The organism is Citrobacter sp. Cpo221, from assembly GCF_030332345.1.
Lineage (GTDB): Bacteria > Pseudomonadota > Gammaproteobacteria > Enterobacterales > Enterobacteriaceae > Citrobacter > Citrobacter portucalensis.
In genome coordinates, this window is sequence record NZ_JAOWIA010000060.1 from 272,575 (window position 1) to 294,093 (window position 21,519).

Consider the following 21,519-nt stretch of genomic DNA (forward strand, 5'->3'; position numbering starts at 1 on the left):
GTTTGCTTATTTCTCTTCCTGCTGCGGTCGATACAGCTGCCGATAGTACGCCAGACGTTGCAGATACAGCTGCGCGTTTTCCTGCGGTATTTCTGAAGGGACAACGTTGCGCGGCGGTGTTTTATTCAAATATTCGCGAAAAGCCTGGCTTGAAGCCATAAAATCGACAGTTTTATCAATCAGGACCGAAACGTTCTCACCTATTTTCGCCATAATCTTCCCTCCTCCATGTATTAACCGCGCTCAGCCTGTGCGGTTGATCATTTAAGTTTAGGATCAGTTGGGTGTTTATATTGAGGAAAACGTGCTTCACCACGAACATGCCAATAAAAAGCACCACGGCCGATCTTATCGCTTAAAATTCCTTGTTAATCAATGCAGTAACATTATCATTAGCTAATTAATACTTACGGTATTTGATTATTTATCTTCGAGCAGTTGTGAATAATCCCGCTCTGCGCGCATACTATAGGATATTCATCCTATTTTTATCAGAAGCTATCCTATGAAAGAAGTCGAAAAAAACGAAATTAAACGCCTGAGCGATCGTCTGGACGCTATTCGCCACCAGCAGGCAGACCTGTCCCTGGTTGAAGCCGCCGACAAATACGCCGAGCTGGAAAAAGAGAAAGAAACTCTGGAAGCCGAGATCGCACGCCTGCGTGAAGTTCACAGCCAGAAGCTGAGCAAAGAAGCGCAAAAGCTGACAAAACTTCCGTTCCGTCGGGCCATCACCAAAAAAGAGCAGGCTGACATGGGCAAACTGAAGAAGAGCGTGCGCGGCCTGATCGTCGTCCACCCGATGACCGAGCTTGGCCGTGAAATGGGCCTGAAAGAGATGACGGGCTTCGCGAAGAGCGAGTTCTAATCTCCCACCGGGCAACATCCGCTTGCCCGGTCCTTCATTTCCCCTCGCAATTGGCCCTACCAATTTTAACCAGATCCTACCAGCACCTCACATTTCATTAAAATGTGCGTACAATACCGTTGCCAATAAATAACATTTGATTAACCATTCATTGTCATTACCCCTACACAACAATATTGGCAGGGCCACTTTTACACATAATGTGACCTGGAGATGAGCACAGACTCATTCCATTATGTCGGCGGCCCCCAGGAGACCTGCAATGAATCTCTGGCAACAGAACTACGACCCGGCCGGTAACATCTGGCTTTCCAGTCTGATCGCATCGCTCCCTATCCTGTTCTTTTTCTTCGCCCTGATTAAGCTCAAGCTCAAAGGCTATGTTGCGGCGTCATGGACGGTGGTGATCGCTTTGTCGGTCGCCCTGCTGTTTTACAAAATGCCGGTCGATCACGCTCTGGCATCCGTAGTGTACGGTTTCTTCTATGGTCTGTGGCCGATTGCCTGGATCATTATCGCCGCGGTATTCGTCTATAAAATCTCGGTGAAGACCGGGCAGTTCGACATTATCCGCTCCTCGATACTCTCGATTACCCCAGACCAGCGTCTGCAAATGCTGATTGTTGGTTTCTCCTTTGGGGCATTCCTCGAAGGAGCGGCAGGCTTTGGCGCTCCGGTAGCGATTACCGCCGCACTGCTGGTTGGTCTTGGCTTTAACCCGCTGTATGCGGCAGGTTTGTGCCTGATCGTAAATACCGCGCCGGTCGCTTTTGGCGCAATGGGCATTCCGATTCTGGTTGCCGGTCAGGTTACCGGACTGGACAGCTTCGAGATTGGCCAGATGGTAGGGCGTCAGCTGCCGTTCCTGACCATTATCGTGCTGTTCTGGATTATGGCGATTATGGATGGCTGGCGCGGCGTCAAAGAAACCTGGCCTGCGGTGATGGTCGCTGGCGGCTCGTTTGCTATCGCACAGTACCTCAGCTCTAACTTTATCGGGCCGGAACTGCCGGACATTATCTCTTCTCTGGTCTCACTGGTGTGTCTGACGCTGTTCCTGAAACGCTGGCAGCCGGTACGCATCTTCCGTTTTGGCGATATGGGCGCTTCGCAGGTCGATATGGACCTGTCGCGCACCCGCTACACCGCTGGGCAGGTGGTACGCGCCTGGTCACCTTTCCTGTTCCTGACCGCTACCGTCACGCTGTGGAGCATACCGCCGTTTAAAGCACTGTTTGCGCCCGGCGGCGCGATGTACCACTGGGTGGTCAATATTCCGGTTCCGTTCCTCGACAAGCTGGTTGCCCGTATGCCGCCGGTCGTACACGAAGCCACGGCCTACGCGGCGGTGTACAAATTTGACTGGTTCTCCGCGACCGGTACCGCAATACTGTTTGCCGCCCTGCTGTCTATCGTCTGGCTGAAGATGAAGCCATCTGCTGCGCTGCAGACCTTTGGCAGCACGTTGAAAGATCTGGCGCTGCCTATCTACTCCATCGGGATGGTGCTGGCGTTCGCGTTTATCTCTAACTACTCTGGGCTTTCATCCACCCTGGCACTGGCCCTGGCGCACACCGGCAGCGCGTTTACCTTCTTCTCGCCATTCCTCGGCTGGCTGGGGGTATTCCTGACCGGGTCCGACACCTCATCAAACGCATTGTTCGCCGCCCTGCAGGCCACGGCCGCTCAGCAAATCGGCGTTTCGGATGTGCTGATGGTGGCCGCAAATACCACCGGCGGCGTGACCGGCAAGATGATCTCTCCGCAATCTATCGCTATCGCCTGTGCGGCAGTGGGATTAGTGGGGAAAGAGTCTGATCTGTTCCGCTTTACCGTGAAGCACAGCCTGATTTTCACCTGTATGGTGGGTGTGATTACCACGCTGCAGGCCTATGTCTTAACCTGGATGATTCCATGATAGTGATGCCCAGACGCCTGTCAGACGAAGTCGCATCTCGTGTGCGGGCGCTGATTGAAGAACAACAGCTGGAGGCGGGCATGAAGTTGCCCGCTGAGCGCCAACTGGCCGTACAGCTCGGCGTATCGCGCAACTCGCTGCGCGAGGCGTTAGCCAAGCTGGTGAGTGAAGGTGTGTTGATTAGCCGTCGTGGCGGCGGGACGTTTATCCGCTGGCAGCATGAAGCATGGTCTGAACAAAACATCGTTCAGCCGCTGAAAACCCTGCTGGCGGACGATCCTGATTACAGTTTCGATATTCTGGAAGCCCGCCACGCCATCGAAGCCAGCACCGCCTGGCATGCAGCTATGCGTGCCACTGCTGCCGACAAAGAGAAGATCAGACTCTGTTTCGAGGCCACACAAAGCGAAGATCCAGATCTCGCCTCGCAGGCAGACGTTCGCTTTCATCTCGCCATTGCGGAAGCCTCGCACAACGTGGTGCTGTTACAGACCATGCGCGGTTTCTTCGACGTATTGCAGTCTTCGGTGAAACAGAGCCGCCAGCGTATGTACCTTGTGCCGCCCGTATTTTCGCAACTGACGGCGCAGCATCAGGCCGTCCTGGATGCGATTGTTGCCGGAGATGCCGACGGAGCGCGTAAAGCAATGATGGCGCACCTCAGTTTTGTCCACACTACGATTAAACGATTTGATGAAGATCAGGCCCGCCAGGCGCGTATCACCCGCCTGCCCGGTGACCCTGGTGAGAATAGCAGGGAGAACAACGCATGATTATTTCAGCAGCCAGCGACTATCGCGCCGCAGCCCAGCGCATCCTACCCCCCTTCTTGTTCCACTATATAGACGGTGGGGCGTATGCAGAGCACACTCTGCGCCGTAACGTGGCAGACCTGTCGGAGGTGGCGCTGCGCCAGCGCGTGCTGAAGAATATGTCCGACCTGAGCCTGGAGACAAAGCTGTTCAACGAAACGCTCTCCATGCCAGTGGCCCTTGCACCTGCCGGTCTGTGTGGCATGTACGCGCGCCGGGGCGAAGTTCAGGCCGCCGCCGCCGCTGATGCCAAAGGCATTCCGTTTACGCTTTCCACGGTATCCGTATGTCCGATTGAAGAAGTCGCCCCAACCATCAAACGTCCGATGTGGTTTCAGCTATATGTTCTGCGCGATCGCGGCTTTATGCGCAACGCGCTGGAGCGCGCCAAAGCGGCGGGTTGCTCCACGCTGGTCTTTACCGTCGATATGCCAACCCCGGGCGCACGCTACCGTGACGCACATTCCGGGATGAGCGGCCCAAATGCCGCACTACGCCGCTACTGGCAGGCAGTCACCCATCCACAGTGGGCATGGGACGTTGGCCTGAACGGTCGCCCACATGATTTAGGTAATATCTCGACTTATCTTGGTAAACCTACCGGTCTTGAGGATTACATCGGCTGGCTGGCGAATAACTTCGACCCGTCGATTTCCTGGAAAGACCTCGAGTGGATCCGCGAATTTTGGGATGGTCCGATGGTGATCAAAGGGATCCTCGATCCCGAAGATGCCCGAGACGCTGTACGCTTTGGCGCGGATGGTATTGTTGTCTCTAACCACGGTGGTCGCCAGTTAGACGGCGTGCTGTCTTCAGCTCGCGCGCTGCCCGCCATTGCCGATGCGGTAAAAGGCGATATCACCATTCTGGCAGACAGTGGGATCCGCAACGGCCTGGACGTCGTACGTATGATTGCGCTGGGCGCGGATAGTGTTCTGCTGGGACGTGCTTATCTGTACGCACTGGCCACCCACGGTCAGGCCGGGGTGGCGAATCTGCTAAATCTGATCGAGAAAGAGATGAGGGTGGCAATGACCCTGACCGGTGCAAAATCGATTAGCGAAATCAGCCGTGATTCACTGGTACAAGAACTGGGCAAACAGGTGGCTGACTACCCGATGCAGCCCAAACGTGGAAATGCGGCGTAAACGTTAATTTGCTATGCTGCCCCGTACTTAAGGGGGCAGCATGCTAAACATCGTATTATTCGAACCAGAAATCCCGCCAAATACCGGCAATATTATCCGTCTTTGCGCCAACACCGGCTTTCGTCTGCATATTATTGAGCCAATGGGCTTTACCTGGGACGACAAGCGCCTGCGTCGCGCCGGGCTGGATTACCATGAATTTGCCGCCGTGCAACGCCACCCTGATTACGCCGCCTTCGTCGCCGCAGAAAATCCGCAACGTCTGTTTGCCCTGACCACCAAAGGTACGCCAGCGCATAGCGCGGTAAGCTATCAGGATGGGGATTATCTGATGTTTGGCCCGGAAACTCGCGGTCTGCCAGCCAGCATCCTCGACGCACTGCCAGCTGAACAAAAAATTCGTATTCCGATGATGCCGGACAGTCGCAGCATGAACCTGTCGAATGCGGTGTCGGTGGTGGTGTATGAGGCCTGGCGCCAGTTAGGTTATCCCGGCGCGGTATTGCGTAGTTGATTTTTGTCGGATGGCGGCTGACGCCTTATCCGACCTACGAAAGAATTTACCATTATTTTTCGAGCGTTATCGGAGCAGTCAGGTTGGACACGGACTGCGCTTGCCGACCTTCGCGTACACGTAGTACGTGAGGATGGCGAGCACAGCCCGGGTTCAAGATGACAAGTATGATAGCTCGAAATCAGATTCCATCGCCGTATTCGAACGTATGATGTATCCCGTTGAAATGCTGATCCATATCCATAGACGGTTTATCGCTGTCAGGCTTGCCGACGATGCGCGCCGGTACGCCTGCGGCGGTGGTATGCGGCGGTACGGGCTGTAGCACGACCGAACCTGCGCCAATCTTCGCGCCGCGCCCGACTTCAATGTTGCCGAGAATTTTTGCTCCCGCGCCGATCATCACGCCTTCACGAATTTTCGGGTGGCGGTCACCGCCGGCTTTACCGGTCCCGCCCAGCGTGACGGATTGCAGAATAGAGACGTCATTTTCAATCACCGCGGTTTCACCGACCACAATGCCGGTGGCGTGATCGAGCATAATCCCACGACCAATTTTTGCCGCCGGATGAATGTCTACCTGGAAGGTAACGGACACCTGATTTTGCAGGAATATCGCCAGCGCCTGACGCCCCTGATGCCACAGCCAGTGACCGATACGGTAGGCCTGAAGCGCATGAAAGCCCTTCAGATACAGCAGTGGAGTGGAATATTTATCGACAGCCGGGTCACGCGTGCGTACTGCCTGAATATCGCAGGCCGCTGAGGCAATCATTTCAGGATCGGCCGCGTAGGCCTCTTCTACGACTTCGCGAATCGCAATGGCGGGCATGATTGGAGAAGCGAGTTTATTCGCCAGCATATAGCTTAGCGCACTGCCGAGATTTTCATGCTTGAGCAGCGTTGCGTGGTAAAAACTGGCCAGCATTGGCTCACATTCCGCCAGTGCCCGGGCTTCCGCTTTAATGTTTTTCCAGACGATATCCAGTTCTTCACACGGCATTGCGTACTCCAGAAGGTAGCAAAACGACCGATCCGTTCTTCGCGGATCGGGTCGTTATATTCAACAGTTCCTTACAGCTAGTGGCGACTCAGCTCGTCCTTGCGTGCACGGCCTAATAACGTCAATGCTGCCTCGCGCGCGTTTTTTCCGCAATACAATACTTGATAAATTTCCTCGGTTATTGGCATCTCAACACCAAAACGGTGCGCCAATTCACGAACTTCTTTCGTATTGCGATAGCCTTCAACCACTTGGCCAATTTTGTCCTGCGCACCCTGCACGTCCATCCCCTGGCCGAGCATCATGCCAAAACGACGGTTGCGCGACTGGTTGTCGGTACAGGTCAGCACCAGATCGCCTAAACCCGCCATCCCCATAAAGGTGGCAGGATCGGCCCCCAGCGCCGCACCAAGACGAGACATTTCGGTCAGCCCACGGGTGATCAATGCGGTTCGTGCATTCGCGCCGAAACCGATGCCGTCAGACATCCCTGCGCCAATGGCAATGACGTTTTTCACCGCACCGCCAAGCTGTACGCCAATGAAATCCGGGTTGCTGTATACGCGGAAGCTTTTGCCGCAGTGCAGCAACTGCTGGAGATCGTCAGCAAAGGTGTCGTCCGTCGAGGCCAGAGAAATCGCCGTCGGCATGCCCGCAGCCAGCTCTTTGGCGAACGTCGGGCCGGAAATAACCGCCAGTGGAATTGAGTCCCCCAGCGCTTCACGCGCGACGTCCTGCAGCAGACGCCCTGTTTCCGCTTCCAGACCTTTTGTCGCCCAGACCAGTCGCGCGTCAGGACGCATCAATGGTTTGATGTTACGCAGCACTTCGCCAAAGACGTGGCTCGGCACCACCACCAGAATATTACGACTGGCGGCCAGCGCTGTGGCTAAATCACTTTCCAGGCGCAGCGTGTCGGGAAAAGGCACATCAGGAAGGAACGCGACGTTGCAGCGATCGTGCTCGAGAGTCGCGATATGTTTAGGATCATGGCCCCACAGGACAACCTGATGGCCATTTCTTGCCAGGGTGATGGCAAGAGCGGTGCCGTACGAGCCGGCACCAATCACAGTCATTGAAGCATTACTTTGGTTCATCAGGCATCCTGATGTTCTTCAGTACCTTCGCCAGCCTGCTGCTGTAAATAGTTCATGAACAGCGCATCAAAGTTGACCGGCGCAAGGTTCAGTTGCGGGAACGTACCGCGTGAAACCAGGCTGGTGATGCATTCGCGGGCATACGGGAACAGAATGTTCGGGCAGTATGCGCCCAGGCAATGCGCCATTTGAGTCCCTTCGATACCACTGATGGAGAAAATACCGCCCTGCTGAACTTCGCACAGGAACGCAGTTTCTTCACCCAGGGAAGCCGTTACGGTGACACGCAGCACTACTTCATACACGTCATCTGCCAGTTGGGTAGATGCGGTATCAAGATCCAGTTTAACCTCTGGCTGCCAATCTTTCTGGAAAACATGCGGTGCATTTGGCGCTTCGAAAGACACATCCTTGGTATAAATACGTTGGATCTGGAAAGCCATTTCAGTGTTATTTTGTTCTGACATGTTGAGAAAACCCTTTAGTGTTGTCCTTTAAATACTTCGGTACGCCTTAACGCAGCAGCGGATCCAGTCCACCACGCGCATCCAACGCATACAAGTCGTCACAACCACCAATGTGCTGTGCATCAATAAAAATCTGCGGAACCGTAGTACGGCCACTGCGCTTGATCATCTCTTCACGCTTCACGGCATCACCGTCAATCGGAAGCTCCTGGAAACTCACACCCTTGCTGTTTAACAGCGCCTTTGCGCGATGGCAAAACGGGCAGGTTGCTTTGGTATAGATCTCAATATTGGCCATGACTTATCTCCAGTGTTCTTTTTACCCTGCGGCATGAAAGAAGACGGGTAAATTACTTGCCGCGAACCAGTGGCAGATTCTCACCACTCCAGCCCGCTACGCCATCTTTCAGTACAGACACCTGCTCAAAACCGGCTTTGATCAGCGCAGTTGCTGAATCCTGGCACTGCATGCCTGAGCCATCAACCACAATAACAGGTTTGTTTTTGTGTTTTTCCAGTTCGCCAAAGTTGTTGGCTTTGATTTCGCTCGGCAGCAGGTTAGTGGAGCCAGCGATATGACCTTTGCGGAAGTCGTCGCGCTGACGTAAATCCACGACAACGGCGTCTTCTTTATTGATGAGACGTGTGGCTTCTCCGCGCGTAATCACCTTCACTTTGGAAGTCAGGCTCTTAAACGTGGTAAATAATACAGCCGCCAGTAACGCAATCCAGGCGATACTCAATACAGGGTGGCGACTAACAAATTGCATAATTTCTTGCATGGGGGGTAACAACTCCCGACTCAGTGATTAAAAAAACCAGGAAAGGAGTATACCTGCGCGTTGGCGCAAATACAGCCAGAGCGTGCATTGGATTGCATTTTTGCGGGGCGCTACGGAAAAAAAAACCTAAAACCACGCCCTCTGCGGCGCGCTCTGGTCGATTATTTGATCTTCCGGGGCTACTTTATCGATTCAGCTGTAGTAAAATTACGCAATTATTTTTTATCTATTAAGTGTGAGGTTGTCGCAATGTCGGTTTCTAAAAAACCTATGGTACTGGTGATTCTGGATGGCTATGGCTATCGCGAAGACAGCCAGGATAACGCCATCTTTAATGCCAAAACCCCGGTAATGGATGCCCTGTGGGCAAAACGTCCGCATACCCTGATTGATGCGTCTGGCCTGGAAGTTGGCCTGCCCGATCGCCAGATGGGCAACTCCGAAGTCGGTCACGTCAACCTGGGCGCGGGCCGCATCGTGTATCAGGACCTGACCCGTCTGGATGTAGAAATTAAAGAGCGTACTTTCTTCGCTAACCCGGTGCTGACCAATGCGGTCGACCAGGCAAAAAATAGCGGCAAAGCGGTACACATCATGGGTCTGCTCTCTGCGGGCGGTGTTCACAGCCACGAAGATCACATCATGGCGATGGTAGAAATGGCTGCTGAACGCGGGGCTGAGAAAATCTATCTGCACGCTTTCCTTGATGGCCGTGATACTCCGCCACGCAGCGCTGAACATTCACTGCAAAAATTCGAAGAGAAATTTGCCGCGCTGGGCAAAGGCCGCGTAGCGTCCATCATCGGTCGTTACTACGCGATGGACCGCGACAACCGTTGGGATCGCGTTGAACAGGCTTATGACCTGATGACGTTGGCCAAAGGCGAGTTCCAGTTCGCTACGGCGGTTGAAGGCCTGCAGGCTGCTTATGCCCGCGACGAAAACGATGAATTCGTGAAAGCGACCGTGATCCGTGCTGAAGGCCAGGCTGAAGCCGCCATGGAAGACGGCGATACGCTGATTTTCATGAACTTCCGTGCTGACCGTGCGCGTGAAATCACTCGTGCGTTTGTTAACGCTGATTTCGACGGCTTCGCCCGTAAGAAAGTCGTTAACCTCAACTTTGTGATGCTGACCGAATACGCGGCCGACATCAAAACTGCGGTTGCTTACCCACCAGCATCTCTGGCTAACACCCTTGGCGAGTGGATGGCGAAGCACGACAAAACGCAGCTGCGTATTTCCGAAACCGAAAAATATGCGCACGTGACCTTCTTCTTCAACGGCGGCGTAGAAGAGCCGTTCAAAGGCGAAGATCGCATCCTGATCAACTCGCCGAAAGTTGCGACCTACGATCTGCAGCCAGAGATGAGCTCTGCTGAGCTGACCGAAAAACTGGTTGCGGCGATTGAGAGCGGAAAATACGACACCATCATTTGTAACTACCCGAACGGCGACATGGTTGGTCATACCGGGGTGATGGAAGCAGCGGTTAAAGCGGTTGAAGCGCTGGATCACTGCGTTGAACAGGTCGCGAAAGCGGTTGAATCCGTTGGGGGTCAGTTGCTGATCACCGCAGACCACGGTAACGCAGAGCAAATGCGCGATCCGTCCACCGGTCAGGCGCATACTGCGCACACCAACCTGCCCGTTCCGCTGATTTATGTCGGTGGCAAGAACGTTAAAGCAGTCGAAGGCGGCAAACTTTCTGATATCGCCCCGACGATGCTGACGCTGATGGGTATGGAAATCCCGCAAGAGATGACTGGTAAGCCGCTGTTCATCGTGGAATAATCCCTCCCCATGAGGGGAAAGGCGATTAATACCATCACTCGGGCCGTGAAACCGCGTAAGTTTTCAGTCAGGCCCTTGTTCTACGCCAGCGCGCTTAGCGCTGGCGTATTGCTGTGCGCCTTTTCCGCCCACGCGGACGAACGCGACCAGCTCAAATCTATTCAGGCCGATATCGCGGCAAAAGAACGCGCGGTACGTCAACAACAACAACAACGCGCCACCCTCCTCGCTCAGCTTAAAGCTCAGGAACAAGCCATCGCCGTTGCCGCAAGGCAGTTGCGCGAAACGCAAAACTCACTGGCGCAGCTGAATGCACAAATCGCAGAGATGAACGCAGCACTCGCGAAGCTGGAAAAACAGCGGGCCGCACAAGAACGCAGCCTGGCAGCCCAACTCGACGCAGCTTTTCGCCAGGGCGAACACACCGGCATTCAGCTCATTCTTAGCGGTGAAGAAAGCCAGCGCGGGCAACGCCTGCAGGCCTATTTCGGCTATCTGAACCAGGCGCGACAGGAAACTATCGCGCAATTGAAACAAACCCGCGAAGAGGTCGACTCGCAAAAAGCCGAGCTGGAAGATAAGCAGAGCGAACAGCAGACGCTACTGTACGAACAGCGCGCTCAGCAGGCTAAGCTGGAACAGGCACGTAACGAACGCCAGAAAACGCTTTCGAGTCTGGAATCATCGATTCAACAGGGTCAACAGCAACTGGGCGAAATGCGCGCCAACGAATCCCGTCTGCGCAACAGCATTGCCCGCGCCGAAGCCGCAGCCAAAGCGCGTGCGGAACGTGAAGCACGCGAGGCGCAGGCAGTACGCGATAAGCAACAGGATGCGTCACGAAAAGGCTCAACCTATAAACCGACCGAAAGTGAAAAATCACTGATGTCGCGTACCGGCGGTTTGGGTTCGCCACGCGGTCAGGCATTTTGGCCCGTTCGTGGTCCAACTCTACATCGTTATGGCGAACAGCTGCAGGGTGAGCTACGTTGGAAGGGGATGGTTATTGGCGCATCCGAAGGCACCGAAGTTAAAGCCATTGCCGATGGTCGCGTCATTCTGGCGGACTGGCTGCAGGGCTATGGCCTGGTGGTCGTCGTTGAACACGGTAAAGGCGATATGAGCCTGTACGGTTATAACCAGAGCGCACTGGTCAGCGTCGGTACGCAGGTTCGCGCCGGGCAGCCTATAGCACTTGTGGGTAGCAGCGGCGGTCAGGGCAGGCCGGCACTCTATTTCGAAATTCGTCGCCAGGGTCAGGCGGTCAATCCACAGCCGTGGTTGGGAAGATAAGTTTTGCCACAACAATTTCGTCGTCTACTACTCTCTCTCGCCAGTCTGCTGGCCTTCGCAACACCTGTATTTGCTGGCAAACTCGCCATCGTCATTGATGATTTCGGCTATCGCCCACACACTGAAAACCAGGTACTGGCGATGCCTTCTACCATCTCCGTTGCCGTTCTGCCTAACGCCCCACATGCGCGTGAAATGGCAATCAAAGCGCATAACAGCGGGCATGAAGTCTTAATCCATCTGCCAATGGCACCGCTGAGCAAGCAGCCGTTAGAGAAAGACACGTTACGCCCTGAAATGAGCAGCGAAGAGATTGAGAGGATCATTCGCGACGCGGTAAGCAAAGTACCGAATGCGGTCGGTCTGAACAACCATATGGGCAGCGCGATGACCTCCAGTCTTTTCGGCATGCAGAAGGTGATGCAGGCGCTGGAACGCTACGACCTCTACTTCCTGGACAGCATGACCATCGGTAACAGCCAGGCAATGCGCGCAGCGTCAGGTACCGGTGTGAAGGTCATCAAACGCAAAGTCTTCCTGGATGACACGCAAAACGAAGCCGATATTCGCCGTCAGTTTAATCGTGCCGTCGAGCTTGCGCGCCGCAACGGTTCCGCAATCGCCATTGGCCACCCTCACCCGTCTACGGTTCGCGTTCTGCAGCAGATGCTGTATAGCCTGCCAGCCGACATCACGCTGGTTCGTCCAAGCAGCTTGCTCAATGAACCACAGGTGGATACCTCCAGACCAAACCTCACGCCACCGAAGAACGGTACGCCTGATGCACCGCGTAATCCTTTCCGGGGCGTGAAATTATGCAAACCGAAACAGCCGTTAGAGCCGGTGTACGCCAGCCGCTTCTTCAGCGTGCTCGGCGAAAGCATCACCCAAAGCACGCTGGTGCAGTATATGCGCTTGCAGTGGCAGGGCTGGCAATAATCAGTCTTTACTATCCAGCGTTAAATGGGCCAGGCGGCGCGGCGTCAATGATTTATCGCGCCACTGGCTAAAACGGATAGCCCACAACAGCACCTGATAACCCAGCTTTACGCTGCAGATATTACTCACCATACGCTTGAACATACCCGATACAAATACTTCAGCAATCATGCGCTGGCGGATCTGTGGATCGGGTTCTTTACGAATACAATGACATACTCGCAGTCCCTCATAAATCACTTGTTGCTTAAACTCAGGATAGATAGTGATGCGGTTAGCGTAGCTATGATTAAGTTCGTCCAGCAGGCGAGTGATCTTTATATAGTGCCGTTGATAGTTTAAATTCGCTTCACCCTGCCGCTTCATGTGGCTAATTGAGCCATCGTGTTGGTAGTATTTATATAATGGTTTTTCCGTATATTTCGCACGAGTGGCATTAAACATAAACACCGTACTCCACATGACATCCTGATGATGTAACCCAGGGATAAATCTTATATTGTGTTCTTTAATGAGGTCATTTCTATATACCCCCATCCAGAGAACATGCGTCCAGCGGCGCGAAGCAAGCCCCATACGCAACCAGTCTGGGCCGGAGAGAATACCGGTAGAACGCAGACGATCTGTTGGAATGGATACCCAGACTCGGGATGTTTCCCGCGAACTCCAGTCTGCGTTGCTTTGTACAACGTCAAGGTTGTCCTGCAAGGCCATTCCCATCAATGTCTCATACATCTCCGGATAGACTTCATCATCGGCATCAACGAATGCGATGTAATCCCCCACAGCGACATCCAGGCCAAGGTTTCGCGCGACAGAGACACCCTGGTTGGCCTGATGCAGCAGCCGAACATGGGGATATTTTTCTGCATAGTATTGCGCAATATCGACTGAGCAGTCCGTAGAACCATCATTTACAATAATGATTTCAAGATCTTTCCAGGTCTGAGCAATTAACGACTCCATACAGTCACGAAAGTAACTACCGGCATTATATAACGGGATAATAACGCTTAATTTATATTTACTTTGCATCGTAGGGTAATCATCTAATCTATGGGATTGTCGTTACTCTATCACCCAATTATTAAGATATTATTAAGGCTTAACAAGAGGTACAATTTCCAGAGAAATAGGCCAGCATTCCTATAAATTTATATTAGCTAGATTGATAACCTATTTACTTACACGTCCGAGAAACAAAAAACAGCACGAATAGCCAACTTAGTTGTTACCTGTGTATGACAAAGGATTTTGTTATACTAACTTGATCTCTATCACAAAATGAACAGTGCAAATGTAATGATGACCAAAGCACTCTTGCTACATTGATGCTTTAAGTCATGAAATTTTCATAACGTAAAGCAATTAATCAATTACTTTCAATTAGATAGAGCATAACACTGTTGTTTATGTGTCTTTTACATAAAAGCATGTATTAACTAACCACCGTCGATACAATTTTGTATAATACAGAGCATGACTATCCACAACAGATTAATATACGAAGGCGAATTTAATGAACATTAGTAAGGTTGAATTAAATGACTTTAATGTTTATTTCAAGAAAGAAAAAATTAATTTCCCTTTGTTGATGAAAAAAATATCAAATAATGAAATAAAAGGGAAACAACTGAATGCTGAAAATGGTTTTCGCAGCGTCCATCTTGTCGAATATGAAAATAAAAAGTTTATTGTCAAGAACGATCGTGAAATAGACAATCGCTTTGAAAAAAAAGCGCTAAACTTTATTTCCGGGCCCTTTTATTCACATATGATTAAACGACTGGCACGCTTAACTCCAGAGCAACGCGCCTGTACTGCAGATCTGTACTACGTTGCCGAAAAATGTCACTTTCGTCAATGTGTTGAAGTGTCAACCGTGCATGAATACATTGATGGAAAACCCCTTGCCGAAATCAACGAAAGTAATGCCGAAGAGGTGAAAAACTGTATTATTAAACTTCACAATGCAGGTCTTGCATCGAATGATATTCACCCTGGAAATTTTATTAGAACGCCATCTGGTGAACTTAAAGTTATCGATCTTTCATGCAAAGGCATTATGAAAATATGCCAGGCGAACGATATCCTCACGCTCCGGAATAAATACAATATCGATATTCAGGGTCATGGCTTCGTTTATAACCTGATTTTATTGAAAGAAAAGCTTCGCCGACTTTCACGAAAAATTCGCGGCAAGTAAAAAATAGCCAGATATTAATCATATCTGGCTATTCATTCTTACCGGCTTAATACTAATCCCAGCTCAGGATCACTTTCCCTGACTGGCCTGAACGCATCGCGTCAAAGCCCTGCTGGAATTCATCGATGGAGAATCGATGGGTGATGATCGGCGACAAATCCAGTCCAGACTGGATCAGTGCAGCCATTTTGTACCAGGTTTCAAACATCTCACGACCGTAGATACCTTTAATAAACAGCCCCTTAAAGATAACTTTGGTCCAGTCGATGGACATATCAGATGGCGGAATACCCAGCATAGCAATACGGCCACCGTGGTTCATGGTGTCCAGCATGGCGCGAAACGCTGGCGGCGCCCCGGACATCTCCAGGCCCACATCAAACCCTTCGGTCATACCCAGTTCAGCCATCACGTCGGTCAGATTCTCTTTCGACACGTTGACCGCGCGTGTGATACCCATTTTGCGTGCCAGCTCAAGGCGATACTCATTAACGTCGGTGATCACCACGTGGCGTGCGCCAACATGCTTCGCGACCGCCGCCGCCATAATACCGATTGGACCCGCACCGGAAACCAGCACATCTTCCCCAACCAGATCGAACGACAGCGCCGTGTGCACTGCATTACCGAACGGATCGAAGATAGACGCCAAGTCGTCGGAGATATTGTCCGGGATTTTAAATGCGTTAAATGCCGGGATCACCAGGTACTCCGCAAAGCAGCCAGGGCGGTTTACACCGACACCGGTCGTATTGCGGCACAGGTGAGTACGTCCACCGCGGCAGTTACGGCAATGCCCGCAGGTGATATGACCTTCGCCTGAAACGCGATCGCCGATTTTAAAGCCTTTAACTTCCTGACCGATGCCAACAACTTCGCCGACATATTCATGCCCAACGACCATCGGTACCGGGATGGTTTTTTGCGACCATTCATCCCAGTTATAAATGTGAACGTCAGTCCCGCAGATGGCTGTTTTACGGATTTTAATCAGCAAATCGTTATGACCGACTTCCGGTTCAGGAACGTCGGTCATCCAAATGCCCTCTTCCGCTTTCAGTTTGGATAACGCTTTCATTTCACATCCTCAGGCAATAACGCCCAGTTGTTTACCAATGCGTGTGAACGCCTCAACAGCACGCGTAATCTGCTCAGGGGTATGCGCCGCAGACATCTGGGTACGGATACGCGCCTGGCCTTTTGGAACCACCGGATAGAAGAATCCGGTAACGTAAATCCCCTCTTTTTGCAGCTCGCGGGCGAACGCCTGCGCCACTACTGCATCACCCAGCATGACCGGGATGATCGCGTGATCCGCACCGGCTAACGTAAAGCCTGCGGCAGACATTTGCTCACGGAACTGACGTGCATTCGCCCACAGACGATCGCGCAGGTCGCTGCCAGCTTCAACCATTTCCAGCACTTTAATGGAAGCCGCAACAATCGCCGGTGCCAGTGAGTTGGAGAACAAATAAGGACGGGAACGCTGACGCAGCCACTCAACAACTTCTTTGCGCGCTGCGGTGTAACCACCGGATGCGCCGCCGAGTGCTTTACCCAGCGTACCGGTGATGATGTCCACGCGACCCATCACGTCACAGTATTCATGGGAGCCACGACCATTTTCGCCGACAAAACCGACGGCATGGGAATCATCAACCATGACCAGCGCGTCGTATTTATCCGCCAGATCGCAAACGCCTTTCAGATTAGCGATCACACCATCCATAGAGAACACGCCATCAGTGGCGATCAGGATATGGCGAGCGCCTGCTTCACGCGCTTCTTTCAGGCGAGCTTCCAGTTCCACCATATCGTTGTTGGCGTAACGGAAACGTTTTGCTTTACACAGACGCACGCCATCAATGATAGAAGCGTGGTTCAGGGCATCGGAAATAATTGCGTCTTCTGCGCCCAGCAGCGTTTCAAACAGGCCGCCGTTGGCGTCGAAGCAGGAAGAGTAAAGGATGGCATCTTCCATTCCGAGGAATGCCGCCAGTTTTTGCTCCAGTTGCTTATGGCTGTCCTGGGTACCGCAAATAAAGCGAACCGAAGCCATACCAAATCCGTGAGAATCCATACCCGCTTTTGCCGCTGCAATCAGTTCCGGATGGTTAGCCAACCCCAGATAGTTGTTCGCACAAAAGTTAATAACGTGGCTTCCATCCGCCACGGTAATATCCGCCTGCTGGGCAGATGTAATAATGCGTTCTTCTTTAAACAATCCTTCCGCACGTGCGGTTTCGAGATCGTTCGTTAACTGTTTGTAAAAATCCCCACGCATTTCAATTCTCCAGACTGGGCAAATTTCAGCACATATTACCCAAAGCTATACGTTGATACGAGATGACGCATCATCACTTCTTCAAAATGAAGCATAAATCACGTGTACCCGCACGGCTTATCGGTGAATGGCTGAAGCCTAAGCCATGTAGTGATATGATAGAAGTATTCGTGTCTGAGATTGTCTCTGACTCCATAATTCAAAGGTTACATTTATGATCATCGTTACCGGCGGCGCGGGCTTTATCGGCAGCAACATCGTTAAGTCTCTGAATGATAAAGGTATCACCGACATTCTGGTGGTGGACAACCTGAAAGACGGCACCAAGTTTGTTAACCTGGTGGATCTGAATATTGCTGACTACATGGACAAGGAAGACTTCCTGATCCAGATTATGGCCGGGGAAGATTTCGGCGATATCGAAGCGATTTTCCACGAAGGCGCATGCTCTTCAACCACCGAGTGGGACGGCAAGTATATGATGGATAACAACTATCAATACTCCAAAGAGCTACTGCACTACTGCCTGGAGCGCGAAATCCCATTCCTGTACGCATCCTCTGCCGCCACCTACGGCGGTCGCACTTCTGATTTCATCGAATCTCGTGAATATGAGAAACCGCTGAACGTCTACGGCTACTCAAAATTCCTGTTCGACGAGTACGTGCGTCAGATCCTGCCAGAAGCCAATTCTCAGATTGTTGGCTTCCGCTATTTCAACGTCTACGGACCGCGTGAAGGCCACAAAGGCAGCATGGCAAGCGTTGCTTTCCACCTCAACACCCAGCTTAACAATGGCGAAACACCAAAACTGTTCGAAGGCAGTGAAAACTTCAAACGTGATTTCGTTTACGTAGGCGACGTAGCTGCGGTAAACCTGTGGTTCCTGGAAAACGGGGTTTCCGGCATCTTTAACCTCGGTACAGGTCGTGCGGAATCTTTCCAGGCCGTTGCCGATGCTACGCTGGCGTACCACAAAAAAGGCAGCATTGAGTACATTCCATTCCCGGAAAAACTGAAAGGCCGCTACCAGGCATTTACCCAGGCAGATCTGACGAACCTGCGCGCAGCGGGCTATGACAAGCCGTTTAAAACCGTCGCCGAAGGCGTCACGGAATATATGGCCTGGCTGAACCGCGACGCGTAAGTATGAAAATTTTGGTGGTTGGCCCGTCTTGGGTGGGCGACATGATGATGTCGCAAAGTCTCTATCGCACGCTCAAGGCGCGCTATCCCCAGGCGATAATCGACGTGATGGCACCTGCATGGTGCCGTCCGTTATTGTCGCGCATGCCAGAAGTCAACGAAGCTATCGCCATGCCGTTGGGGCACGGCGCGCTGGAGATCGGCGAGCGCCGTAAACTCGGCCACAGTCTGCGTGAGAAGCGCTATGACCGCGCTTATGTGCTGCCTAACTCGTTTAAATCCGCTCTGGTGCCGTTCTTTGCGGGTATTCCCCATCGTACAGGTTGGCGTGGCGAGATGCGCTACGGTCTGCTAAACGATGCGCGCGTACTTGATAAAGACGCATGGCCACTGATGGTCGAGCGCTATGTGGCTCTGGCTTATGATAAAGGCGTGATGCTGACGGCCAAAGATTTGCCGCAGCCTCTGCTATGGCCGCAGTTGCAGGTCAGCGAAGGCGAGAAATCACTGACCTGTAGTCAGTTTTCCCTCTCTGCCGAACGCCCCATCATCGGCTTTTGCCCTGGCGCGGAATTTGGTCCGGCGAAACGCTGGCCACATTACCACTATGCAGAACTGGCAAAGCAGCTGATCGATGAAGGCCATCAGATTGTGCTGTTTGGCTCAGCAAAAGACCATGAAGCCGGCAATGAGATCCTGGCGACGCTGAGCGTTGAACAGCAGGCATGGTGCCGTAATCTGGCGGGCGAAACACAGCTGGAGCAGGCCGTCATCCTTCTCGCAGCCTGCAAAGCGGTGGTCACCAACGACTCTGGATTAATGCACGTGGCCGCGGCGCTGAACCGTCCACTGGTCGCATTGTATGGTCCAAGCAGCCCGGATTTTACGCCTCCGCTTTCCCACAAGGCGCGTGTCATTCGCCTGATTACGGGTTATCACAAAGTGCGTAAGGGCGATGCGGCAGAAGGCTATCATCAGAGCCTGATTGACATTACACCCCAGCGCGTACTGGAAGAACTCAACGATCTGTTGTTACAAGAGGAAGCCTGACGGATGCGGGTTCTGATCGTTAAAACGTCGTCTATGGGCGATGTACTGCATACGTTGCCCGCATTAACCGATGCTCAGCAGGCTATTCCGGGTATTCAATTTGATTGGGTGGTGGAAGAAGGGTTCGCTCAAATCCCCTCCTGGCATTCAGCCGTTGACCGGGTTATTCCAGTGGCGATCCGTCGCTGGCGTAAAGCCTGGTTTTCAGCGCCGATTAAAGCCGAGCGTAAAGCGTTTCGTGATGCGGTGCGTTTACAGCAGTATGACGCGATAATCGATGCACAGGGTTTGGTTAAAAGCGCGGCGTTGGTGACACGTCTGGCACGTGGCATCAAGCATGGTATGGACTGGAGCACAGCCCGCGAACCGCTGGCAAGTCTGTTTTATAATCGCAAACATCACATAGCCAAACAGCAGCACGCGGTAGAACGTACGCGTGAATTGTTCGCCAAAAGCTTGGGATATGTTAAACCGCAGTCGCAGGGTGATTACGCGATTGCGCAGCATTTTGTAAAACAGCAAACGTCCAATTCGCAGCCCTACGCTGTATTTTTACATGCGACCACGCGAGATGATAAACATTGGACAGAAGCACACTGGCGGGACCTTATTACGCTGATACCGAAGACAGGGATTCGCATTAAACTTCCCTGGGGAGCAGCGCATGAAGAGGAAAGAGCAAGAAGAATTGCGAAAGGATTTGATAATGTCGATGTATTGCCAAGGATGAGTCTTGAGGAAATTGCGCGTATCCTCGCCGGTGCTGAATTTGTAGTTTCGGTTGATACAGGCCTTAGTCATCTGACCGCCGCGCTCAATCGCCCAAACGTTACGCTGTATGGTCCCACCGACCCAGGGCTCATTGGTGGCTACGGTAAGAATCAGTTAACGTGCATTGCTCCGGAAGGAAAACTGTCGTTACTCACCGCTCAGCAAGTACTAACACACCTACCGTCCGACGTATAACCCCCCGACTCGGGACGGGGGCTCTGCACGCTTATCAGAACATGCAGAGCATCGGTAAGCTTACTGTAGGAATGGTTTTACATGCGCCATGATCTCTTCGCAACTCACCTTCTCTAGCGCTGAACGATACTTAATTTCATCCAGCGTCGTATAGGCTTTGTAAACCACCTTGTGCAATTGAGGGTCCTGATAGGGGCCATAAAGATAAGGTGAGGTGATCACATACATACTCACCGTCGGTACCCGCATTGCCACGGCAAGGTGCATAGGTCCTGTATCAGATGTTACCAGCAGGTCCATATTCTTCACTTCCTGAATAAGCCCTTTAAGCGTCGTTTTACCGATAAGTGGCTTCACGCGGTCATGAAAGCGGCTATCCAGCTTTTGCAAAAATTCGTCCTGCAGAGGCACTTCATTCGGCGCACCAATCAGGACGACACGCACATCATCATGAGCAAAAAGTTGGTTTGCGAAAGTGACAAATCGCTCAACAGGCCAGCATTTCTTAAAGGATGATGCTCCCATTTGAAAACCAATCCAGCGCAGCTTTGAATCTTCCTCGCTCACCGTACGTTCGACAGGAAACGGCAGGTGCATACTGTTGTCTGGCTTTTCATTCAGCAACGGCATGATAAGCTCCAGCTTTCGCTGAATAGTATGCCCAACGAATTTACTGATTCTGTTGGTTGCCCATTTACTTACGAGTGGGATGTCCTGCTTATCGTTATCCACAAAAACATACTTTGTGCCAGCAATAATGGCGCTAAGGAAATCATAAGGTGTATGTGAGTGAAGAATTACCGTCAGGTCTGGCGTTCCACGTTTCTTGATCTCTTTAACCAATGCCGGGAGGGTAGTGAGTTTATTATCCCATGAGATAAGATCGTCCCAGTCACTCCCCCCTTTGAGAAAGTCATACATCTTTTTGTGGCAAATCAGGGTGATTGTCGCAGAAGGATATGTCTGGCGGAGCGCATGAATTGCTGGAGAGTTCATCATGAAATCACCCAGCGCCGTTGAAGAATAAATCAGGATATTCTTCAGCTGATTTTTATCCTGATTTTCAAATTCTTGCTGACTAAAAGAAAAATCTTTCTTACGGGTGTATATCATTAAAAAAAGATTAACCAGTAATAGCTGAATTTTTTTTCTCAATGCTCTAATCATTAAATAAAACCTATTTAATCTATCGCCAGATAGAGATCAATATATCAACTTATCTATAGCAATAA

At 51.9% G+C, this 21,519-nt stretch carries 22 protein-coding genes; 12 read left to right on the forward strand and 10 right to left on the reverse strand.

What is annotated here, in order from left to right:
- Positions 1-6: 6 nt before the first annotated feature.
- Positions 7-213, reverse strand: coding sequence for a hypothetical protein (locus OGY72_RS21825; protein ID WP_003827334.1), 207 nt, complete (start codon positions 211-213; stop codon positions 7-9).
- Positions 214-505: 292 nt separating this feature from the next.
- On the opposite strand from OGY72_RS21825, the gene OGY72_RS21830 reads away from it, so the two are divergent.
- The 5 genes from OGY72_RS21830 (at position 506) to trmL (ending at position 5,260) form a co-directional block, all read left to right on the forward strand.
- A complete protein-coding gene (locus OGY72_RS21830) occupies positions 506-868 on the forward strand; it encodes a YibL family ribosome-associated protein (RefSeq protein WP_003827333.1) in 363 nt (120 codons plus the stop codon).
- A gap of 262 nt (positions 869-1,130) precedes the next feature.
- Positions 1,131-2,786: an L-lactate permease gene (gene lldP, locus OGY72_RS21835; RefSeq protein WP_003827332.1), complete on the forward strand. Its 1,656-nt coding sequence runs from the start codon at positions 1,131-1,133 to the stop codon at positions 2,784-2,786.
- Positions 2,783-3,559, forward strand: coding sequence for a transcriptional regulator LldR (gene lldR, locus OGY72_RS21840; RefSeq protein WP_003827331.1), 777 nt, complete (start codon positions 2,783-2,785; stop codon positions 3,557-3,559). The genes lldP and lldR overlap by 4 nt, the downstream gene beginning before the upstream one ends.
- Positions 3,556-4,746: an FMN-dependent L-lactate dehydrogenase LldD gene (gene lldD, locus OGY72_RS21845; RefSeq protein WP_286549439.1), complete on the forward strand. Its 1,191-nt coding sequence runs from the start codon at positions 3,556-3,558 to the stop codon at positions 4,744-4,746. Before lldR ends, lldD begins: the two co-directional genes overlap by 4 nt.
- 40 nt (positions 4,747-4,786) lie before the next feature.
- Positions 4,787-5,260, forward strand: coding sequence for a tRNA (uridine(34)/cytosine(34)/5-carboxymethylaminomethyluridine(34)-2'-O)-methyltransferase TrmL (gene trmL, locus OGY72_RS21850; RefSeq protein WP_032945354.1), 474 nt, complete (start codon positions 4,787-4,789; stop codon positions 5,258-5,260).
- A 181-nt stretch (positions 5,261-5,441) separates the two neighbouring features.
- Here trmL and cysE read toward each other — a convergent pair whose 3' ends face one another.
- From cysE to OGY72_RS21875, 5 genes are all read right to left on the reverse strand, one after another.
- A complete protein-coding gene (gene cysE / locus OGY72_RS21855; RefSeq protein WP_003024160.1) occupies positions 5,442-6,263 on the reverse strand; it encodes a serine O-acetyltransferase in 822 nt (273 codons plus the stop codon).
- Positions 6,264-6,340: 77 nt separating this feature from the next.
- Positions 6,341-7,360: an NAD(P)H-dependent glycerol-3-phosphate dehydrogenase gene (gene gpsA / locus OGY72_RS21860; RefSeq protein ID WP_008786462.1), complete on the reverse strand. Its 1,020-nt coding sequence runs from the start codon at positions 7,358-7,360 to the stop codon at positions 6,341-6,343.
- Positions 7,360-7,827, reverse strand: a complete 468-nt coding sequence (gene secB / locus OGY72_RS21865) for a protein-export chaperone SecB (RefSeq protein WP_003024155.1) — start codon at positions 7,825-7,827, stop codon at positions 7,360-7,362. The genes gpsA and secB overlap by 1 nt, the downstream gene beginning before the upstream one ends.
- A 46-nt stretch (positions 7,828-7,873) precedes the next feature.
- Positions 7,874-8,125, reverse strand: a complete 252-nt coding sequence (gene grxC / locus OGY72_RS21870; RefSeq protein WP_003024152.1) for a glutaredoxin 3 — start codon at positions 8,123-8,125, stop codon at positions 7,874-7,876.
- A gap of 52 nt (positions 8,126-8,177) precedes the next feature.
- The gene (locus OGY72_RS21875; RefSeq protein WP_003024148.1) at positions 8,178-8,609 is read right to left on the reverse strand and encodes a rhodanese-like domain-containing protein; all 432 of its coding nucleotides are present in this window, start codon (positions 8,607-8,609) and stop codon (positions 8,178-8,180) included.
- Positions 8,610-8,858: 249 nt separating this feature from the next.
- Here OGY72_RS21875 and gpmM point away from each other — a divergent pair, with 249 nt between their 5' ends.
- Genes gpmM through OGY72_RS21890 form a run of 3 tightly spaced genes read left to right on the forward strand, consistent with a single transcriptional unit; the run spans position 8,859 to position 12,635 of the window.
- On the forward strand, positions 8,859-10,403 hold the full coding sequence (gpmM, locus tag OGY72_RS21880; protein ID WP_003827325.1) for a 2,3-bisphosphoglycerate-independent phosphoglycerate mutase: 1,545 nt from the start codon (positions 8,859-8,861) through the stop codon (positions 10,401-10,403).
- Between the two features lie 33 nt (positions 10,404-10,436).
- A complete protein-coding gene (gene envC, locus OGY72_RS21885) occupies positions 10,437-11,696 on the forward strand; it encodes a murein hydrolase activator EnvC (RefSeq protein ID WP_231504629.1) in 1,260 nt (419 codons plus the stop codon).
- A gap of 3 nt (positions 11,697-11,699) precedes the next feature.
- On the forward strand, positions 11,700-12,635 hold the full coding sequence (locus OGY72_RS21890) for a divergent polysaccharide deacetylase family protein (RefSeq protein WP_003024138.1): 936 nt from the start codon (positions 11,700-11,702) through the stop codon (positions 12,633-12,635).
- Here OGY72_RS21890 and OGY72_RS21895 read toward each other — a convergent pair whose 3' ends face one another.
- Positions 12,636-13,670, reverse strand: a complete 1,035-nt coding sequence (locus OGY72_RS21895; protein ID WP_003827319.1) for a glycosyltransferase — start codon at positions 13,668-13,670, stop codon at positions 12,636-12,638. It abuts the gene before it with no gap.
- Positions 13,671-14,154: 484 nt separating this feature from the next.
- Between OGY72_RS21895 and OGY72_RS21900 the strand changes: the two genes are divergently transcribed.
- Entirely contained in the window at positions 14,155-14,841 is a 687-nt protein-coding gene (locus OGY72_RS21900) for a lipopolysaccharide core heptose(II) kinase RfaY (protein WP_003827317.1), read from the forward strand.
- Between the two features lie 52 nt (positions 14,842-14,893).
- On the opposite strand, the gene tdh is transcribed toward OGY72_RS21900, so the two are convergent.
- Both tdh and kbl read right to left on the reverse strand, forming a co-directional pair.
- Positions 14,894-15,919 carry an L-threonine 3-dehydrogenase gene (tdh, locus tag OGY72_RS21905; RefSeq protein ID WP_003024132.1) on the reverse strand — a complete coding sequence of 342 codons (1,026 nt, stop codon included), beginning with the start codon at positions 15,917-15,919 and terminating at the stop codon, positions 14,894-14,896.
- A 9-nt stretch (positions 15,920-15,928) separates the two neighbouring features.
- The gene (kbl, locus tag OGY72_RS21910; protein WP_003827313.1) at positions 15,929-17,125 is read right to left on the reverse strand and encodes a glycine C-acetyltransferase; all 1,197 of its coding nucleotides are present in this window, start codon (positions 17,123-17,125) and stop codon (positions 15,929-15,931) included.
- Between the two features lie 214 nt (positions 17,126-17,339).
- On the opposite strand from kbl, the gene rfaD reads away from it, so the two are divergent.
- The 3 genes from rfaD to rfaC are packed head-to-tail and all read left to right on the forward strand — an operon-like array spanning position 17,340 to position 20,287.
- On the forward strand, positions 17,340-18,272 hold the full coding sequence (gene rfaD / locus OGY72_RS21915; protein ID WP_003827312.1) for an ADP-glyceromanno-heptose 6-epimerase: 933 nt from the start codon (positions 17,340-17,342) through the stop codon (positions 18,270-18,272).
- A gap of 2 nt (positions 18,273-18,274) precedes the next feature.
- A complete protein-coding gene (gene rfaF / locus OGY72_RS21920) occupies positions 18,275-19,321 on the forward strand; it encodes an ADP-heptose--LPS heptosyltransferase RfaF (protein WP_279275371.1) in 1,047 nt (348 codons plus the stop codon).
- A 3-nt stretch (positions 19,322-19,324) separates the two neighbouring features.
- Positions 19,325-20,287, forward strand: coding sequence for a lipopolysaccharide heptosyltransferase RfaC (gene rfaC / locus OGY72_RS21925; protein ID WP_063941156.1), 963 nt, complete (start codon positions 19,325-19,327; stop codon positions 20,285-20,287).
- 60 nt (positions 20,288-20,347) lie between these two features.
- Here rfaC and OGY72_RS21930 read toward each other — a convergent pair whose 3' ends face one another.
- Entirely contained in the window at positions 20,348-21,454 is a 1,107-nt protein-coding gene (locus OGY72_RS21930) for a glycosyltransferase family 9 protein (protein WP_057066870.1), read from the reverse strand.
- Between the last annotated feature and the right edge of the window lie 65 nt (positions 21,455-21,519).

Excerpts from the sequence above, each read along its gene's own strand:
- rfaD (WP_003827312.1), top strand. The coding sequence starts at position 17,340 with ATGATCATCGTTACCGGCGGCGCGGGCTTTATCGGCAGCAACATCGTT.
- rfaF (WP_279275371.1), top strand. The coding sequence starts at position 18,275 with ATGAAAATTTTGGTGGTTGGCCCGTCTTGGGTGGGCGACATGATGATG.
- trmL (WP_032945354.1), top strand. The coding sequence starts at position 4,787 with ATGCTAAACATCGTATTATTCGAACCAGAAATCCCGCCAAATACCGGC.
- grxC (WP_003024152.1), bottom strand. The coding sequence starts at position 8,125 with ATGGCCAATATTGAGATCTATACCAAAGCAACCTGCCCGTTTTGCCAT.
- gpmM (WP_003827325.1), top strand. The coding sequence starts at position 8,859 with ATGTCGGTTTCTAAAAAACCTATGGTACTGGTGATTCTGGATGGCTAT.
- gpsA (WP_008786462.1), bottom strand. The coding sequence starts at position 7,360 with ATGAACCAAAGTAATGCTTCAATGACTGTGATTGGTGCCGGCTCGTAC.
- lldP (WP_003827332.1), top strand. The coding sequence starts at position 1,131 with ATGAATCTCTGGCAACAGAACTACGACCCGGCCGGTAACATCTGGCTT.
- lldD (WP_286549439.1), top strand. The coding sequence starts at position 3,556 with ATGATTATTTCAGCAGCCAGCGACTATCGCGCCGCAGCCCAGCGCATC.
- OGY72_RS21830 (WP_003827333.1), top strand. The coding sequence starts at position 506 with ATGAAAGAAGTCGAAAAAAACGAAATTAAACGCCTGAGCGATCGTCTG.
- kbl (WP_003827313.1), bottom strand. The coding sequence starts at position 17,125 with ATGCGTGGGGATTTTTACAAACAGTTAACGAACGATCTCGAAACCGCA.
- rfaC (WP_063941156.1), top strand. The coding sequence starts at position 19,325 with ATGCGGGTTCTGATCGTTAAAACGTCGTCTATGGGCGATGTACTGCAT.
- OGY72_RS21875 (WP_003024148.1), bottom strand. The coding sequence starts at position 8,609 with ATGCAAGAAATTATGCAATTTGTTAGTCGCCACCCTGTATTGAGTATC.
- secB (WP_003024155.1), bottom strand. The coding sequence starts at position 7,827 with ATGTCAGAACAAAATAACACTGAAATGGCTTTCCAGATCCAACGTATT.
- OGY72_RS21900 (WP_003827317.1), top strand. The coding sequence starts at position 14,155 with ATGAACATTAGTAAGGTTGAATTAAATGACTTTAATGTTTATTTCAAG.
- lldR (WP_003827331.1), top strand. The coding sequence starts at position 2,783 with ATGATAGTGATGCCCAGACGCCTGTCAGACGAAGTCGCATCTCGTGTG.
- tdh (WP_003024132.1), bottom strand. The coding sequence starts at position 15,919 with ATGAAAGCGTTATCCAAACTGAAAGCGGAAGAGGGCATTTGGATGACC.
- OGY72_RS21895 (WP_003827319.1), bottom strand. The coding sequence starts at position 13,670 with ATGCAAAGTAAATATAAATTAAGCGTTATTATCCCGTTATATAATGCC.
- cysE (WP_003024160.1), bottom strand. The coding sequence starts at position 6,263 with ATGCCGTGTGAAGAACTGGATATCGTCTGGAAAAACATTAAAGCGGAA.
- OGY72_RS21825 (WP_003827334.1), bottom strand. The coding sequence starts at position 213 with ATGGCGAAAATAGGTGAGAACGTTTCGGTCCTGATTGATAAAACTGTC.
- OGY72_RS21930 (WP_057066870.1), bottom strand. The coding sequence starts at position 21,454 with ATGATTAGAGCATTGAGAAAAAAAATTCAGCTATTACTGGTTAATCTT.